The sequence below is a fragment of the Burkholderia sp. GbtcB21 genome, assembly GCF_019091065.1.
In the GTDB taxonomy this organism is placed as follows: Bacteria; Pseudomonadota; Gammaproteobacteria; order Burkholderiales; family Burkholderiaceae; genus Burkholderia; species Burkholderia pyrrocinia_C.
The window spans coordinates 31,856-47,169 of record NZ_JAGXKA010000003.1 but is presented as its reverse complement, the minus strand read 5'-3'; the positions used below and the strand labels follow the sequence as shown (position 1 = coordinate 47,169).

Below are 15,314 nucleotides of genomic sequence, written 5' to 3'. Positions count from 1 at the left end.
CCGCGCACGCGAATGGAGTGAGACACATGCCTAACGACCACCGTCAACGGCGCCACACACTGTGGCTGCTGTGCGCGCTTTCGTTCATCCTCTACGTCGACCGCGTCAACCTCGCGACCGCGGCCGGCGCGATCAAGGCCGAGCTCGGCCTGTCGAACACCGAGCTCGGCGTCGCATTCTCCGCGTTCGCGTATTCGTATGCAATCTGCCAGATCGGCGGCGGCTGGATCGCCGACCGGTTCGGCGCCCGCATCACGCTGATCGGCTGCGGGCTGATCTGGGTCGTGTCGACCTTCACGACGGGGCTCGTGCACAGTCTCACGCTGCTGTTCGCCGCGCGCCTGCTGCTCGGCATCGGCGAAGGTGCGACGCTGCCCGCCCAGGCCCGCGCGATCACGCACTGGTTCCCGCGCGAGCGGCGCGGCGTCGTGCAAGGCTTCACGCATTCGTTCTCGCGGCTCGGCAACGCGGTCACGCCACCGATCGTCGCCGCGCTGATGACGTGGCTGTCGTGGCGCGCCGCGTTCTTCGTGATCGGCGCGGTGACGCTGGTATGGCTCGTATGGTGGGTCGTCGGCTTCCGCGAGCATCCGCTCGGCGACGACGACGGCCACGCACGCGCCGCCGCCCGCCCCGCGTCACCGTCCGGCCCGACGCCGTGGGGGCCGCTGTTGCGCCGGATGGCGCCGACGATCTTCGTCTACTTCTGCTACGGCTGGACCGCCTGGCTGTTCTTCACGTGGCTGCCGACGTTCTTCCTGAACGGCCAGGGCCTGAACCTGAAATCGACCGCGCTGTTCGCGTCCGGCGTGTTCTTCGCGGGCGTGGTCGGCGACACGCTCGGCGGCTGGCTCTGCGACCGGATCTACCGGAAGACCGGCAACCTCGCGCTGTCGCGCCAGAGCGTGATCGTGACGAGCTTCGCCGGCGCGCTCACCTGCCTGCTGCCGCTCGCGTTCGTGCATTCCACGGCCGGCATCGCACTGTGCCTGTCGGGGTCGTTCCTGTGCCTCGAACTGACGATCGGGCCGATCTGGGCCGTGCCGAGCGACATCGCGCCGATCCACGCCGGCATCGCGAGCGGGATGATGAACGCCGGTTCCGCGATCGCGGGGATCCTGTCGCCGATCCTGTTCGGCTATCTCGTCGACCGCACCGGCAGCTGGACGGTGCCGTTCATCGGATCGGTCGCGATGCTGCTGATCGGCATCGTCGCCGCGCTGCGGATTCGCCCGGACCGCACGCTGTCGGCATCGATGCCGACGCTCGCCGAGGCGCCCGTCGCACCGTCGGCGCACTAAACCGGCTCGCCATGACTTCACCCGTGCCGCCCGCACCGCCATCACGCATCGCCACGTTCCGCGACGCGTGATCGGCACAGCCGGCAAACCGCTCCGTCAAGCGCCGTCATCCTCCTCGCCACCCTCCCGGTGAAACAGCGCGAGAAACTGCTGCGCGGGGATGCTCAGCGGCCGGTCGCGCCGCACGATGCTGCCGTACGACGGCAGCTTCTGATCGAGCGCGTAGTCGATGATCGCGACGAGCCCGTGCTCCGCGTTGCGCTGCGCGACCGTCAGCGGAATCACGCCGAGCATCGTCGAACGGTCGACGAGGTTCATCGTGGTCAGGATCGAGCCCGTTTCGACCAGCCCGCGCGGCATCGGCTGGTGACGCGCATGGAACTCGCGCTCGACGACCTCGCGTGCCGGGCTACCCGCCGGCTGCAGGATCCACGTGTAATCGAGCAGCGCATCGAACCCCACCGGCCCGGCGCCCGCGAGCGGATGGTCGCGGCCCGCGATGATCGCGAGCGCCTCGTCGTCGACCACGCGAAAGTCGCAATCGGCCCCGACGTTGCGGCCGATCACCACTTCGAGCACGCCTTCGCGAAGCTGCGGCATCAGCCGGTCGCTCGTGTCGACCGCGATGTCGATCGCGAGCAGCGGATAACGCGCCTTCAGCTGCACCAGCGCCTCGGTGAGCCGCCCCGGCGACGCGGCCATGATGCTGCCGATCGCCAGCCGCCCGGCGCTGCCGAGCTGCAGTTCGCCGAGCTCGCGGTTCAGCGCCTCCATGCTGCCGCGGATCCCGCGGAAATAACCGAGCACGCGCTCGCCGGCCGGATTCAGCACGAGCCCGCGCCCGATGCGATCGAACAGCCGCTGGCCGAGCGCGCTCTCCAGTTCGGCCAGCATCTTCGTCGCGGCCGGCTGCGTGAGGCCCATCTGCTCGGCTGCCGCGCGCAGCGTCAGGCATTCGTCCACGGCAAGCAACAGCGCGATCTGCCGCATGCGCAGCCGGTTCAGCAACTGCGGGGTCGAGTCTCGTCTGTCGATCGAGCCCATTTTTGATTACTCCAGGTTATCGATTCATCAAGAGTTTTCAATTTACCGACTCATTCCGTCTACCTAGCATCAACCCCATACAACGAACGGCCACGCGCCGCCACCGGAGACGCAGCATGAACACCCCCTCGACCGCCGCCCCCCTGCCCGTCGTCGCGCTGACGCTCGGCGACCCCGCCGGCATCGGCGCCGAACTGATCGCGAAACTGCTCGCGCGGCCCGATGCCACCGCTCATGCGAATCTGGTGCTGATCGGCGATCGCTGGCTGTGGGAAGCCGGCCAGCGCGTCGCCGGCGTGCAGGTCGCCGTCGAACCCGTCGCTTCGCTGGCCGCGGTGCGCGGCCGGCCGTCGACCGCGCGCGCCGCGTTCGTCGAAGTCGATACGGTCGTTCCCGCGCAGGTCACGGTCGGCCAGGCCGGCGCGGACGGCGGCCGCTCGACGCTCGCCGTGCTCGACCGGTGTCTCGACGCCGCGCTCGCCGGCGACATCGACGCGATCTGCTTCGCTCCGCTGAACAAGTACGCGATGAAGCTCGGCGGGCTGCGCCACGACGACGAACTGCACCACTTCGCCGAAGCGCTCGGCGTGACCGGTTACTTCTGCGAATTCAACACGCTCGGCGAACTGTGGACCGCGCGCATCTCGTCGCATATCCCGCTGAAGGACGCGGCGGGCTGCCTGAGCATCGAGCGGATCGAACAGGCATCCGAACTGATCTACCGGTCGCTGCTCGCGAACGGCGTCGCCGCGCCGAAGGTGGCGATCGCCGCGTTCAACCCGCACGGCGGCGACGGCGGCAGTTGCGGCCGCGAGGAAGTCGACATCATCGAGCCCGCGGTGCGCCAGCTGCAGTCGCGCGACTGGCCGACCGACGCGCCGTTCCACGGCCCGTTCCCCGCCGACACGATCTTCCTGAAGGCGCAGGCCGGCGACTACCAGGCGATCGTCACGATGTACCACGACCAGGGGCAGATCGCGATCAAGCTGCTCGGCTTCTCGCGCGGCGTGACCGTGCAGGGCGGGCTGCCCGTGCCGATCACGACGCCCGCGCACGGCACCGCGTACGACATCGCCGGCCGCGGCACGGCCGACGTCGGCGCCACCTGGCAGGCGCTGCAGATCGCGTGCCGGATGGGCGCCGCGCGCCGCACCCCCGCTGTTCCGGCGTGACGGCCACGCCGGCCTCCCGCCTTTCACACACGACAACATCGATTCTCGGAGACACCATCATGAAAATCAGGTCCGTGCGCGCACGCGTATTCCAGTGGAAAGGAAAGACCGTCCCGCCGCAGGGCAACTTCTGCTCGAATGCGATGGATCTGCTGTACGCGCCTCAGGAAACGATGAGCACGTTCCGCTTCCATTCGTGGACGGTCGTCGAAGTCGAGACCGACGACGGCATCGTCGGCCTCGGCAACGTCGCGCTCGCGCCGCACGTCGCGAAGGTCATCATCGACCAGTACCTCGCGCCGCTCGTGATCGGCCATGATCCGTGGGACTACGAATACCTGAACCAGCGGATGTATCGCGCCACCCACGCGTGGGGCCGCAAGGGCATCGGCATGGCGGCGATCTCGGCGGTCGACATCGCGATCTGGGACATCCTCGGCAAGAGCGTCGGCAAGCCGGTGTTCAAGCTGCTCGGCGGCCGCACCAAGGAAAAGATCCCCTGCTACTACTCGAAGCTCTACCGCACCGACCTGAAGGCGATGCAGGACGAAGCGCAGCAGTATCTGAAGGAAGGCTTCCGCGCGTTCAAGATGCGCTTCGGCTACGGGCCCGCGCACGGGCAGCAGGGGGTGATCGAGAACCTGAAGTCGGTCGCGGCGATCCGCGAGGTGATCGGCTACGACAACGACCTGATGCTCGAGTGCTACATGGGCTGGAACCTCGAATACGCGAAGCGCATCCTGCCGAAGCTCGAGAAATACCAGCCGCGCTGGCTCGAGGAACCGGTGATCGCCGACGACATCGACGGCTACGCGGAGCTGAACCAGCTGACGCGCATTCCGATCTCCGGCGGCGAGCACGAGTTCTCGCTGTACGGCTTCAAGCAGCTGCTCGACCGCAAGGCCGTGTCGGTCGTCCAGTACGACACGAACCGCGTCGGCGGGATCACGATGGCGCACAAGATCAACGCGCTGTGCGAGGCGTACAGCGTGCCGGTGATTCCGCACGCGGGCCAGATGCACAACTATCACCTGACGATGAGCACGCTCGCGTCGCCGATGAGCGAATACTTCCCGATGTTCGACGTCGAGGTCGGCAACGAGCTGTTCTATTACATCTTCGACGGCGAGCCGGTAGCCGAAAACGGCTTCCTGCAACTGCGCGACGACGTGCCGGGTCTCGGCCTCACGCTGAAGACCGAATTCCTCGACCAGTTCGACATCGTCGAGTGAGGCCCGCCATGAACGCACGCTACCAGGGCGTCTTTCCGGTCGCGCCGACGATCTTCGACGCGCACGGCGCGCTCGATCTCGACGGCCAGCGCCGCTGCCTCGACTTCATGATCGATGCCGGTTCGCAGGGCCTCTGCATCCACGCGAACTACTCCGAGCAGTTCGCGCTCGGCGACGACGAACGCGACCTGATCACGCGCACCACGCTCGAGCACGTCGCGGGCCGCGTGCCGGTGATCGTCACGACGTCGCACTTCAGCGCGCGGATCTGCGCGGAACGCAACCGGCGCGCACAGGCGCTCGGCGCGGCGATGGTGATGGTGATGCCGCCGTACCACGGCGCGACGTTCCGCGTGCCCGAAGCGCAGGTTCGCGCATTCTTCGCCGAGGCGGCCGACGGGCTCCGCATTCCGCTGATGATCCAGGACGCGCCGGCCAGCGGCGTCGCGCTCACCGCGTCGTTCCTCGCGACGCTCGCGCGCGAGATCGATGCCGTGTCGTACTTCAAGATCGAGACGGCCGGCGCCGCGTCGAAGCTGCGCGAGCTGATCGCGCTCGGCGGCGACGCGATCGAGGGGCCGTGGGACGGCGAGGAAGGCATCACGCTGCTCGCCGATCTCGACGCCGGCGCAACCGGCGCGATGACGGGCGGCGGTTATCCGGACGGGATTCGCCGGATCACCGACGCGTATTTCGCCGGGCGCCGCGATGAAGCATGCGAGCAGTACGCGCGCTGGCTGCCGCTGATCAACTACGAGAACCGTCAGTCGGGCTTCCTGACCGCGAAGGCGCTGATGCAGGAAGGCGGCGTGATCGCGTGCGACCGGCCGCGCGCGCCGTGGCCCGAGCTGCATCCGCAGGTGCGTGCGGGGCTGCTCGATACGGCGCGGCGGCTCGACCCGCTCGTGCTGCGCTGGGGACGCTAGAGATCGAAAGCACGCGCGACGCAAACGCGTTGCGCATCGGCGGCCGGCACCTGCCGGCCACCACGGCGAGACAGCGGCCCATCAGAAGGCCGCCGCGGCCGACTACCCGAACTGGACGGAGACACAATGACCCTGTTGAACCCCACCACCCCGGCATACGAAGCCGGCGAAGCCATTCCGCGCCGCCGCTGGCTGCGCGTGATTCCGCCGCTGCTGCTCGCCTGCATCATTTCCTACATGGACCGCGTGAACATCGCGTTCGCGATGCCCGGCGGGATGAACGCCGAGCTCGGCATGGACGCGACGATGGCCGGCCTCGCCGGCGGCATCTTCTTCTTCGGCTACCTGTTCCTGCAGATTCCCGGCGGCCGGCGCGCGGCGCTCGGCAGCGGCAAGACATTCATCGCGTGGTCGCTCGTGAGCTGGGCCGTGCTGTCGGTGCTGACCGGGCTCGTCACGCATACCTGGCAGTTGCTGGCGCTGCGCTTCCTGCTCGGGGTGGCCGAGGGCGGCATGCTGCCCGTCGTGCTCACGATGGTCAGCCACTGGTTCCCCGACCGCGAACGCGGCCGCGCGAATGCGATGGTCATCATGTTCGTGCCGCTCGCCGGCATGATCACCGCGCCGCTGTCCGGCTTCATCCTCGCCGCGTACGACTGGCGCCACCTGTTCTACAGCGCGGGCGCACTGTCGCTGCTGTGCCTGGTCGCGTGGATGCTGCTCGCCGACGACGGCCCGGAGACCGCGCGCTGGGTGTCGCCGCGCGAAAAGGCGTACATCCTCGACGCGCTGCGCGACGAGCAGGAACGCAAGCGCGCGGCCGGCACGCCGGCTGCCGCATCGTTCGGCGAGATGCTGCGCAACCCGACGATCTGGCTGCTCATCGCGATCAACTTCTGCTATCAGGTCGGCATCTACGGCTATACGATGTGGTTGCCGACGCTGCTGAAGAACCTCACGCACGGCGGAATGGGCAAGGTCGGCCTGCTCGCGATGCTGCCGTATGTCGCGATGGTGATCGGGATGTTCGTCACGTCGTATTTGTCTGACCGAACCGGCAAGCGCCGCCTGTTCGTGCTGCTGCCGCTCGTCGGCTTCGCCGCGTGCCTCGCGCTGTCGGTGCTCACGCACGCGTCGATGGCCGTATCGTTCGCGTTCCTGATCGGCTGCGGCTTCTTCCTGCAGGCGGCCGCCGGCGTGTTCTGGGCGATTCCGCCGAAGCTGTGCAGCGTCGAGACGGCCGGCAGCGCGCGCGGCCTGATCAATGCGCTCGGCAATCTCGGCGGGTTCTGCGGCCCGTATGCGGTCGGCGTGCTGACCCAGCACGTGAGCGCGGCGGCCGGCGTGCTCAGCCTCGCGGTCACGCTCGCGGTGGCCGGCCTGCTCGCGCTGACGCTGCCGAAGCGCTGCGAGGACTGAGCCCTGATACCCGATATGCAGGCCTGCGAACGAAATAACGGAGACACACCTTGAACGACATCCTGCTGCTGGTGCAGAAATGCGCCCATACCTTCAGTTTCTACGACCTCGACACGAAAGCCGCGCTCAAGCACATCGTGCTGCCGAACTTCCCGCACGAGTTCACCGTCGACGTGAACGAGCGCTACGCGTACGTCGGCATCTTCGGGATCGAGACCGCGTGGACGCGCGGCCATGAAGGCGACCACCGGATCGCCGAGATCGACCTCGTCGAGCGCACGCACACGCGCATGCTCGACCTGTGGCCGTACTACCGGCCGCACGGCATGGCGAGCGACCGCGACGGTCGGTTGTACGCGATGAGCGAGGCGCACGACATGCTGCTCGTGTTCGACGAGCCGACCCGGCAACCCGTGCCGAACATGGCCGTGCCGTCCGGCGGCGTGAAGACGCACCTCGTGACGCTCACGCGCGACGCGAGCCGCGCGTACGGCGTGCACCTGCTGTCGAACACGGTTACGCAGTTCCATCCGCGCGATGCGACGGTCGCGCCGCGCGCGGTGATGCCCGGCCCGCGCCCCGAAGGCAATGCGCTGTCGGCCGACGAGCGCACGCTGTTCGTCGCGAATCGCGGCGACGACACGCTGGTCGAGATCGACACGGAGACGATGACCTGCGGCCGCCGCGTGAAGACGCGCAGCGATCCGAACCGCATCTACCGGACCAGCGCGCCGGACGGCCGCGACCTGCTTCTGCTGACCAATTCGGGCGAACGGTCGATCTCCGTGTTCGATGCACGCCAGCTCGAGGAAATCGAACGCATCGCGCTGCCCGCGAACCCGACCGCACTGTCGTTCCATCCGTCGCGACGCGTCGCCTACGTGTCGTTCCAGGACGACTACGTGCGCGAACTGGATCTCGAAACCTGGCGTTTCGTCGGCGCGCTGGCGACGCTGCGCGAGCCCGATGCATCGTACGTGCTCGCGGGAGCACGCTGACATGCGCGACGGATCGCCGCCCGACGGCATGCCCGATGCGCTCGTCGATGCGCATCACCACCTGTGGCGGCTCGATGCGGGCGCGCACTATCCGTGGCTGCAGACACACTACGATCCCGCGCGCTTCATGTTCGGCGATTACGCGGCACTGTGCCGCGATTTCGGCGTGGACGATTTCCGGCGCGCGGCGCAACGCGCGCCGATCGTCGCCAGCGTGCACGTCGAGGCCGAACGCGCACGCGACGAAGCACTGGCGGAAACGCGCTGGCTGCACGAGGTCGCGGCAGCGCACGGGTTGCCGTCGGCCGTCGTCGCGTGGGTCGACCTGCTGGCCGGCGATGCGGACGAACGGCTCGCCGAACAGGCCGCGTGGCCGCGCGTGCGCGGCGTGCGCTTCAAGCCGTGCACCGCATCGTCGCCGGATGCGCCCGTCGACGGGCCCGGCACGCTGCACGATCCGCGCTGGCCGGCCGCGCTGGAACGCGTCGCCGCGCACGGCCTGTGCTGGGATCTGCGCGTGCCGTTCTGGCATCTCGGCGACGCGGCCGCGCTGCTCGCCGATGCACCCGCTGTCGACGTCGTGCTCGAACACGCCGGGCTGCCGTGGGATCGCTCCGACGCAGGGCTCGCGCGCTGGCGCCGCGGCATGGAAGCGCTCGCGGCATCGCCGCGTGTGGTCGTGAAGATTTCCGAACTCGGCTTGCGCGACGCCGCGTGGAACGACGCGGACAACGCGCGGATCATCCGCGACACGATCGCGATCTTCGGCTGGGAGCGCTGCCTGTTCGCCAGTAACTTTCCGGTGGCCGGCCTGCGCGTGTCCTATCCCGCGCTGCTGCGCACGTTCGCCCGCGCGATGGCGGACCTCGACGACGCGGCACGCCGCGCGATCTGGCATGACAACGCGGTGCGCGTTTACCGGATTGCGCTCGATGGGCCATCCCGGACAGCTCGCGGATAAGCTGCCTTTCCGCGCCTTTCCCGATCCCGTCGATCGGGCATGGCGCCCGGCCGCGGCCAGCGACCAAGTGGCAGCGCGCTCGCGTATTCGATCCTTCGCGCGTAATCGTGCTTGACCCGGCCCTTGGGGTCGCCTTTATGCTGAGCGCAACGAATCGACAGCAGAGAGAGGTGACGGATGGGTACGTCCACGCCCCGTTTGAGCGCATCGGCCGCCGCCGCGCAGCTCGGCGTATCGGTCAAAGCGCTGCGGCTGTACGAACAGCACGGTCTCGTGACACCGGAGCGAACGCCTGCCGGATACCGTGCCTATGGCCCGGACGACCTCGCACGCGCGGCCGACATTGCGGCACTGCGAGCGCTCGGCCTCAGTCTGGCACAGGTGGCGAACGTGCTCGATGGCGACGCACGCAGCCTGGACGACGCGCTGGCCGCTCACGAAGCGGTGCTTGAGCACGGCATTCAGGATCTCGTGCGCAAGGTCGACAGCGTGCGCTCGATCCGCGCCGGCCTTGCGCGCGGCCGAATGCCCGCCGACGGCGAACTGACGCGGCTGCTCGACGATACCGGCGCCGGCGTCGCGTTCAGCCTGCCGTGGCCGTGGGGCGGCGAGTGGTTCGAATGTCGCGATATCCGGCCGTTGAACTACATCATCGGCTCGCTCGGAAGCGGCAAGACGCGGCTGGCGCTTCGGCTGGCCGACGCGCTGCCAGGCGCCGCGTTCGTGAGCCTTGATCGGCTGAAAAACGGCGGCGCTGCCGCATGCGATGCGTTGCGCGTCGATCCGGAATTGAAGTCGCGCGTCGATCGCGCATCGGCCACGCTTGCCGCCAGCGGTGCGACGCTTTCGGCGGCGTTGACTGCACTGCTCGCCAGTCTCGAAGCGGATGGCCCGCGCGCGCTGGTCGTGGACATGATCGAACAGGATCTCGACCGGCCCACGCAACACGCTTTGATCACCCATCTGCGCGAGCACGCGAGCGCCGGGATGCGGCCGCTGTTCCTGCTGACGCGCTCGTCGGCAATTCTCGACCTGTCGGCGGTCGGCCCGAACGAAACCATCATCCTGTGCCCGGCCAATCACAGCCCGCCTTCGCGCGTGGCGCCCTACCCGGGCGCGCCCGGCTACGAAGCGGTTGCCACGTGCCTTGCGTCGCCCGAGATCCGGGAGCGGATCGCGCGTCGACCGGAAGTGGCGTGATCCGCCATCCGTTCGCTGTGCCGGCAACAAGCGCGTTCGGCGCGCCCGCAAGCTGGCGATTGTGACCGGGGAAAGTATCGGAAAAGTTCGTTGTTTGCCGGGCGCTATCAGGACAGGTCAGCGTGTCGTCTTGGCCGGACGGCCAAAATCGCGCGCAGCCGGTCGATCACGCCTAACATGAAAGGCGTCCGAAAGCGTTCGTTTCAGGTATCGTCCACGTCTCCAGCCAACATTCCGCATGTCCACACGCAATGGAAGCAGTACCGGCCCGGCCGATATCGGCCCCTTCGATGCAATGAGCCGATTTCGCGTCACGTACGACGGGCCCGCGCTCGAATCGTCCGAGATGGACGTGCGCGAACTTGCACCCGCGCTGCTTGCAATCGGCGATTTGCTCGACGCGTCGACCCGCGCGCTGTGCGGCGATCAGGTTCGGCCGCAGGTGAACGTGCGCGGCAGCTTCAAGACCGGCAGCTTCGGCATCGACTTCACGCTCGCGACATCGCTGCTCGGCCGCATGCGCGATATGCTGAGCGGCAACGAAGGCACGGCGCTCGCCAATGCGGTCACGATCCTGACCGCGCTCGGCATCGCCGCGCCCCGGGCAAGAAAGGGGCTCTTCGCCGTCCTCAAATGGCTGCGCGGGCGCGAGATCCGGCAAGTGCGGATGCAGGACCACACCGCGGTGCTGCACGTCGACGGCGACGAACTCGAGATCGACCTGCCCGTCCTCACCCTGCTGCGCGACGTCCGCGTTCGCAACGCAACCGCACAAGTCCTTGCGCCGCTCGCGCGGGAAGGCATCGTGATGTTCGCGGCCGGCACCGATACGGAAATCATCGAGACGGTCACCCGCAACGAGATCGCGTGGTTTCTCGCGCCCGAACAAGCCGATGCGCTCCTTCTCGACGAGCATCGAAAGATGGCATTCTCGATCGTGTCGCTCGCGTTCAAGGACGACAACAAGTGGCGACTGTACGACGGCTCATCGACGATTCACGCGGCGATCACGGATACCCGCTTCCTGTCGCGCGTGAACAACAGCCAGATCAGCTTCAGCAAGGGGGACGTGCTCGTCTGCAATGTCCGAATGCAGCAGTGGCAAACCTCGGACGGCGCAAAAACCGAATACGAGGTCACGGATGTCCTCGAACATCGTCCGGCCGGCCTGCAGATTCAGTTGCCCGGCCTTTGATCCGCGTCGAAGGCCAGGCGCCCAACCCAACCCGTCATCCATCATGAAACCGGCGATCGACCTGCGCCCTGCCTCCCTGGAGGATCTCCCCTTCCTGCTGACCCTCCGCCGGCTCACGATGACCGGGCACCTGCAACGGGTCGGCGCACCCACCGACGACGAAGCGCACGACCGGCGCATCCGCGCGCACTTCGAAGACGCGATGATCGTCTGCGAAGGCGCCGATGCAATCGGCTTGCTGAAGGTGACGCGCGCCGCCGGCGCATGGCACGTCCATCAGATCCAGATCCTCCCTGCCCGCCAGGGCCAGGGCATCGGCGAGGCCGTGCTGCGCGAACTGCTGGCCGACGCGGCACGCGAGAACGTGCCGGTATCGCTCAGCGTGCTGCACGGCAATCCGGCGCGGCGGCTCTACGAACGGCTCGGCTTTCGGCCCGCATCGGAAACAGAAACGAGTGCGAGCCTCGTCTGGCGCGCGTAACGCATCACAGATCGACGCCGCGTTATTGCGTGATCTTCGCGTCCTTCAGCAACTTGCCGATCATCTGCGCACTCGCCTTCTCGACCGCAATCGCCTGCAGCTGCTGCTGAAGCACCGGCTTCGCAGTCTCGAAGCCCGGCACCTGCGTCGGCCGCTTCGCATCCAGCTTCACGATGGCGCGCACGCCATCGACCGGGATCGAATCCTTCGTCGCGGCACCGACCGTCAATTTCTCGAGCGCCTGCGCGATCGGCAGGGGCAATCCGCCCGTCTTGCCTTCCGCCGCCGGCGTGTTGAAACTCACCCACGGCAGCTCGCCGCCGGCATCGCGGCTCGGCGCCATGCTGTACTGGCGCGCCAGCCCGTCGAACGACTTGCCCGACTTCAGCTCGCTCAGCACGGTCGCGGCCGTCGCCGGATCCCTGACGACGATCAGCCGCGGCTTGTACTCGTTCTTGCCGAGCGCCGCGACGAGCGCGTCGTAGCGCGCCTTGACCTGCTCGTCGGTCACCGGCTCGGGCTTCACGTTGTCTCGCACGTACAGTTGCACCTCGGCATTCGTCTTCGCCTGCTGGATCGCTGCCTTGACCTCAGGCTTGTCCGCGTAGTTTGCTTTCTCCGCGGCTTGCTGAACCAGCAAGCGCGTAATCAGTTGCTGCTTGATCGCGTCGCGGATCTGCGGCGAGTCGGGCTGCCCCGACGCGCGCAGCACCGCATCGACGTCCGCCTGCGTGATCGCCGTGCCGTTGACGGTCGCGACAGTTGCCGTCGCGCCGGACGGCTGCGACGCAGCCGCCGTCTGGGCGTGAACAGGACCGCTCAGCGCGCCGGCCAGCACGGCAATCAGCAACAGGCGGTTCGGTGTCGTTTTCATCTTCATCGTTTGGTCGCTTCGTGCTTGGAAAACGCGGCATGGGGTATGCCGCGCAGGTTCACCGGCGTTGCCACACGCCGACGCAACCGTACAGTCGTTCAGGTTCATCATCTCGAGCACAGATAGCCTCCGCCCGTGCCGCTATCATTGTGCACGGAACCGCGTTTGCGCGTCGGGAGGTTAGGGGCGGCCGCCGAAGGCGGCGAAGCGCGCGTTGCGCGCGCCGTTCATCACGCAAGCAGTGACGATCGCGGTACGACGAATTCCCGCCGCCAGCCGAAACGGCGACGGGCATGCGTCACCGCAACCGGCCGCACCGCCGTCAAGGCGTCCACCGATACACGGTGATGCTGTTCCCCTTCACGTTGTTCTTCATCACCACATACTCGCCGTTCGATCGGCGGTACGCGCGAATGCTGTACATCGCATCGATCGCGCTGCTGGTATCGACGGTCGCGGGGCTCGCGTTGACCAGCGTGGTGTCGAGATTGCCGGTGGTGAGGTTGAATGCGTCGACGTTCGGCCACAGCGGCCCGCTGCTGCTGAACCAGTAGCCGACGAACAGGTGGTTGCCGGCCGCATCGATCGATTTCGCGCCGCTGTGCGGCAGCGTGATCACCGGATCCGGCTTCGTCGTGTTGCCCGCGCTCCAGCCGTGATACACCTCGATGCGCGTGCCGATCGACGTCCAGTCGTTGGTCCCGACCGCGCCCTGCGCGAGCACCATCGTGTCGCTGTCCGCGAGGTAGACGATGCGCGTCAGCGGCTGGATGCTGGCGGGAACGCGGGTCGCGACGCCCGGCCCCCACGACGGCTTGCCGCTCGCGTCGAAACCGGTCAGCGGGTAGTGGTAGATCGCGCCGGTCTTGTCGAGGCCGGCCCACACGCCGCCCTTGCTGTCGATGCTGAACCCGCTCGTGACGCGCTGCGTCGTGTTGAATGCGGGGCCCGGAATCGATCCGTCCGGAATCGCGATATAACCGTTCGCCGCGTTGAAATGGAAGAAGTAGAAGACCGGCGGGTTCTGGCCCGCCGCGACGAGGATCCGGTTCGCGCCGACGGACGTGAGCAGCCCGAAATGCTCGTCGCGCTGCGTGTCGCTCATGTTGATGCGCGGATCCGACGGGTACGTGAACGGATCGACGGTGTTCGCGACGAACGTGCCGCCCGCGCTGCCGCTGTATACATGCGTGCCACCGTAGAACAGCGCGCCGTCCGTGACCGGGTCCGGCGCGGCGATGCCTTCGAAGTTCAGCGACTGCAGCGTCCAGCGCAGGCTGCCGGCGCTGCCGTACGCATGAATGTCGGTGGCGCCGTTGCGGCCGAGATCCCAGCTTCCGCCCCACGGGTTGTTGAGCACATAGAGATTGCCGGCGCTGTCCTTGCCGATCCCGGCGACGCGCGTGAAGCGTTTCGCGCCGACCTGCCCCTTGATGCCCGTCGTCGTGTCGAGATAACCGCCGCGCACGCCGAACGTGCCGGCCAGCGCGGGCCGGCCCGACACCGTATAGCGCTTGATGTTCATGTCGGGGCCTTCGTCGCCCACCATGAGCTGCCCGGCCGCCGCATCGAAATACAGCGCCGACGGCTTCGACCCGGCCGGCAGCCGGATCGTGTTCAGCAGCGCGCCGGCCGGGCTGAAGCCGACCACCGAGCCCGCGCTTTTCTGCGCGACCCACACGTTGCCCGCGCCATCCACCGCGAGCGCGCCCGGCGCCGACACGTTGATGTCCCGCTGCCAGACGCCGTCGGTGGTGAACACGCGCACGCGATTGCCGTAGAAGTCGCTCGCATAGAGCAGCGAGCCGGCCGTCGCGAGCCCGGTGACGACGTCGATGCGCGGCTGGTTGGTCGCCGCGCTGATCTGGATCACGCGGTCGCGATACTTCGTGGCGCGGTTGTACCGCCCGACCGCGCCGCTGCCGTAGGTTTTGCCGGGCTGCAGCGCGACGAACAGCGACGTCGCGTTGCCCGTGATCGCGCTGCCCTGGAATTCCGAATGCGCGCCCATCGAGCCGACGCTCTTGCCGTTCTGATAGATCGCGACGCCGCCTTCATCTTCGTCCCACATCGACGCCGTGTAGATCACGCCCTCGGGCGCAACCCACATCGAACGCGCGACGTTGCCGACGTGGGCCGCGAGCGTGCCGTACGTGTTCGCCAGCCAGTCGGTGGTGTTGCCTGCGTGAGCGGCCGGCGCGATCGCGGCGATTGCTGCGGCAAGAAGCGCAGCCTGAATACGTTTTCCAGCGACCATGACTGATGCTCTCCTGAATGGGGCAAACATTCACATGAGGGGACGGACGGCCGGATGGCTTGAAATCCGCGATGCGTAAATTGTTCCGCTGAATCATCCGGCGCAGTCGGTATTACGTGCGGCATGCGTTCGATAATGAGCAGGGCGAGAATAGCGTTATATAAATCGAAAAAAATTGCGGACCGTCCGTGCCATGGCGCTTTTCGCCGAATCGGCTTCGATCGCATCGCCCGTGGCAATCAGGCACCCCGACA

Annotated in this window: 13 protein-coding genes; 10 read left to right on the top strand and 3 right to left on the bottom strand. The window is 67.5% G+C overall.

From position 1 onward, the window contains the following. Positions 1–26 precede the first annotated feature (26 nt). Entirely contained in the window at positions 27–1,301 is a 1,275-nt protein-coding gene (locus tag KVT39_RS08270; protein WP_217588403.1) for an MFS transporter, read from the top strand. 96 nt (positions 1,302–1,397) lie between these two features. Here the strand turns inward: KVT39_RS08270 and KVT39_RS08265 are convergent, their stop codons facing one another. Continuing rightward, entirely contained in the window at positions 1,398–2,345 is a 948-nt protein-coding gene (locus KVT39_RS08265; RefSeq protein ID WP_217588397.1) for a LysR family transcriptional regulator, read from the bottom strand. Positions 2,346–2,461: 116 nt separating this feature from the next. Here KVT39_RS08265 and KVT39_RS08260 point away from each other — a divergent pair, with 116 nt between their 5' ends. From KVT39_RS08260 to KVT39_RS08220, 9 genes are all read left to right on the top strand, one after another. Continuing rightward, positions 2,462–3,517: a 4-hydroxythreonine-4-phosphate dehydrogenase PdxA gene (locus tag KVT39_RS08260; RefSeq protein ID WP_217588396.1), complete on the top strand. Its 1,056-nt coding sequence runs from the start codon at positions 2,462–2,464 to the stop codon at positions 3,515–3,517. A 59-nt stretch (positions 3,518–3,576) separates the two neighbouring features. Further along, on the top strand, positions 3,577–4,749 hold the full coding sequence (locus KVT39_RS08255; protein ID WP_131948209.1) for an L-rhamnonate dehydratase: 1,173 nt from the start codon (positions 3,577–3,579) through the stop codon (positions 4,747–4,749). 8 nt (positions 4,750–4,757) lie between these two features. Then, positions 4,758–5,675, top strand: a complete 918-nt coding sequence (locus KVT39_RS08250) for a dihydrodipicolinate synthase family protein (protein ID WP_217588395.1) — start codon at positions 4,758–4,760, stop codon at positions 5,673–5,675. Between the two features lie 126 nt (positions 5,676–5,801). Next, the gene (locus tag KVT39_RS08245) at positions 5,802–7,094 is read left to right on the top strand and encodes an MFS transporter (RefSeq protein ID WP_131948211.1); all 1,293 of its coding nucleotides are present in this window, start codon (positions 5,802–5,804) and stop codon (positions 7,092–7,094) included. Positions 7,095–7,144: 50 nt separating this feature from the next. Beyond that, a complete protein-coding gene (locus KVT39_RS08240; protein WP_217588394.1) occupies positions 7,145–8,092 on the top strand; it encodes a YncE family protein in 948 nt (315 codons plus the stop codon). 1 nt (position 8,093) lies between these two features. Next, positions 8,094–9,053: an amidohydrolase gene (locus KVT39_RS08235; RefSeq protein ID WP_217588390.1), complete on the top strand. Its 960-nt coding sequence runs from the start codon at positions 8,094–8,096 to the stop codon at positions 9,051–9,053. Between the two features lie 177 nt (positions 9,054–9,230). Beyond that, entirely contained in the window at positions 9,231–10,253 is a 1,023-nt protein-coding gene (locus KVT39_RS08230; RefSeq protein WP_217588383.1) for a MerR family transcriptional regulator, read from the top strand. 238 nt (positions 10,254–10,491) lie between these two features. After that, complete coding sequence (locus KVT39_RS08225; RefSeq protein WP_105393527.1) at positions 10,492–11,448, top strand: hypothetical protein; 957 nt, start codon at positions 10,492–10,494, stop codon at positions 11,446–11,448. A gap of 43 nt (positions 11,449–11,491) precedes the next feature. Next, the gene (locus KVT39_RS08220) at positions 11,492–11,929 is read left to right on the top strand and encodes an N-acetyltransferase (protein WP_217588377.1); all 438 of its coding nucleotides are present in this window, start codon (positions 11,492–11,494) and stop codon (positions 11,927–11,929) included. 22 nt (positions 11,930–11,951) lie between these two features. Here KVT39_RS08220 and KVT39_RS08215 read toward each other — a convergent pair whose 3' ends face one another. Beyond that, on the bottom strand, positions 11,952–12,809 hold the full coding sequence (locus KVT39_RS08215) for a peptidyl-prolyl cis-trans isomerase (protein ID WP_217588371.1): 858 nt from the start codon (positions 12,807–12,809) through the stop codon (positions 11,952–11,954). Positions 12,810–13,125: 316 nt separating this feature from the next. Then, positions 13,126–15,060 carry an SMP-30/gluconolactonase/LRE family protein gene (locus tag KVT39_RS08210; RefSeq protein WP_034181421.1) on the bottom strand — a complete coding sequence of 645 codons (1,935 nt, stop codon included), beginning with the start codon at positions 15,058–15,060 and terminating at the stop codon, positions 13,126–13,128. Positions 15,061–15,314 lie beyond the last annotated feature (254 nt).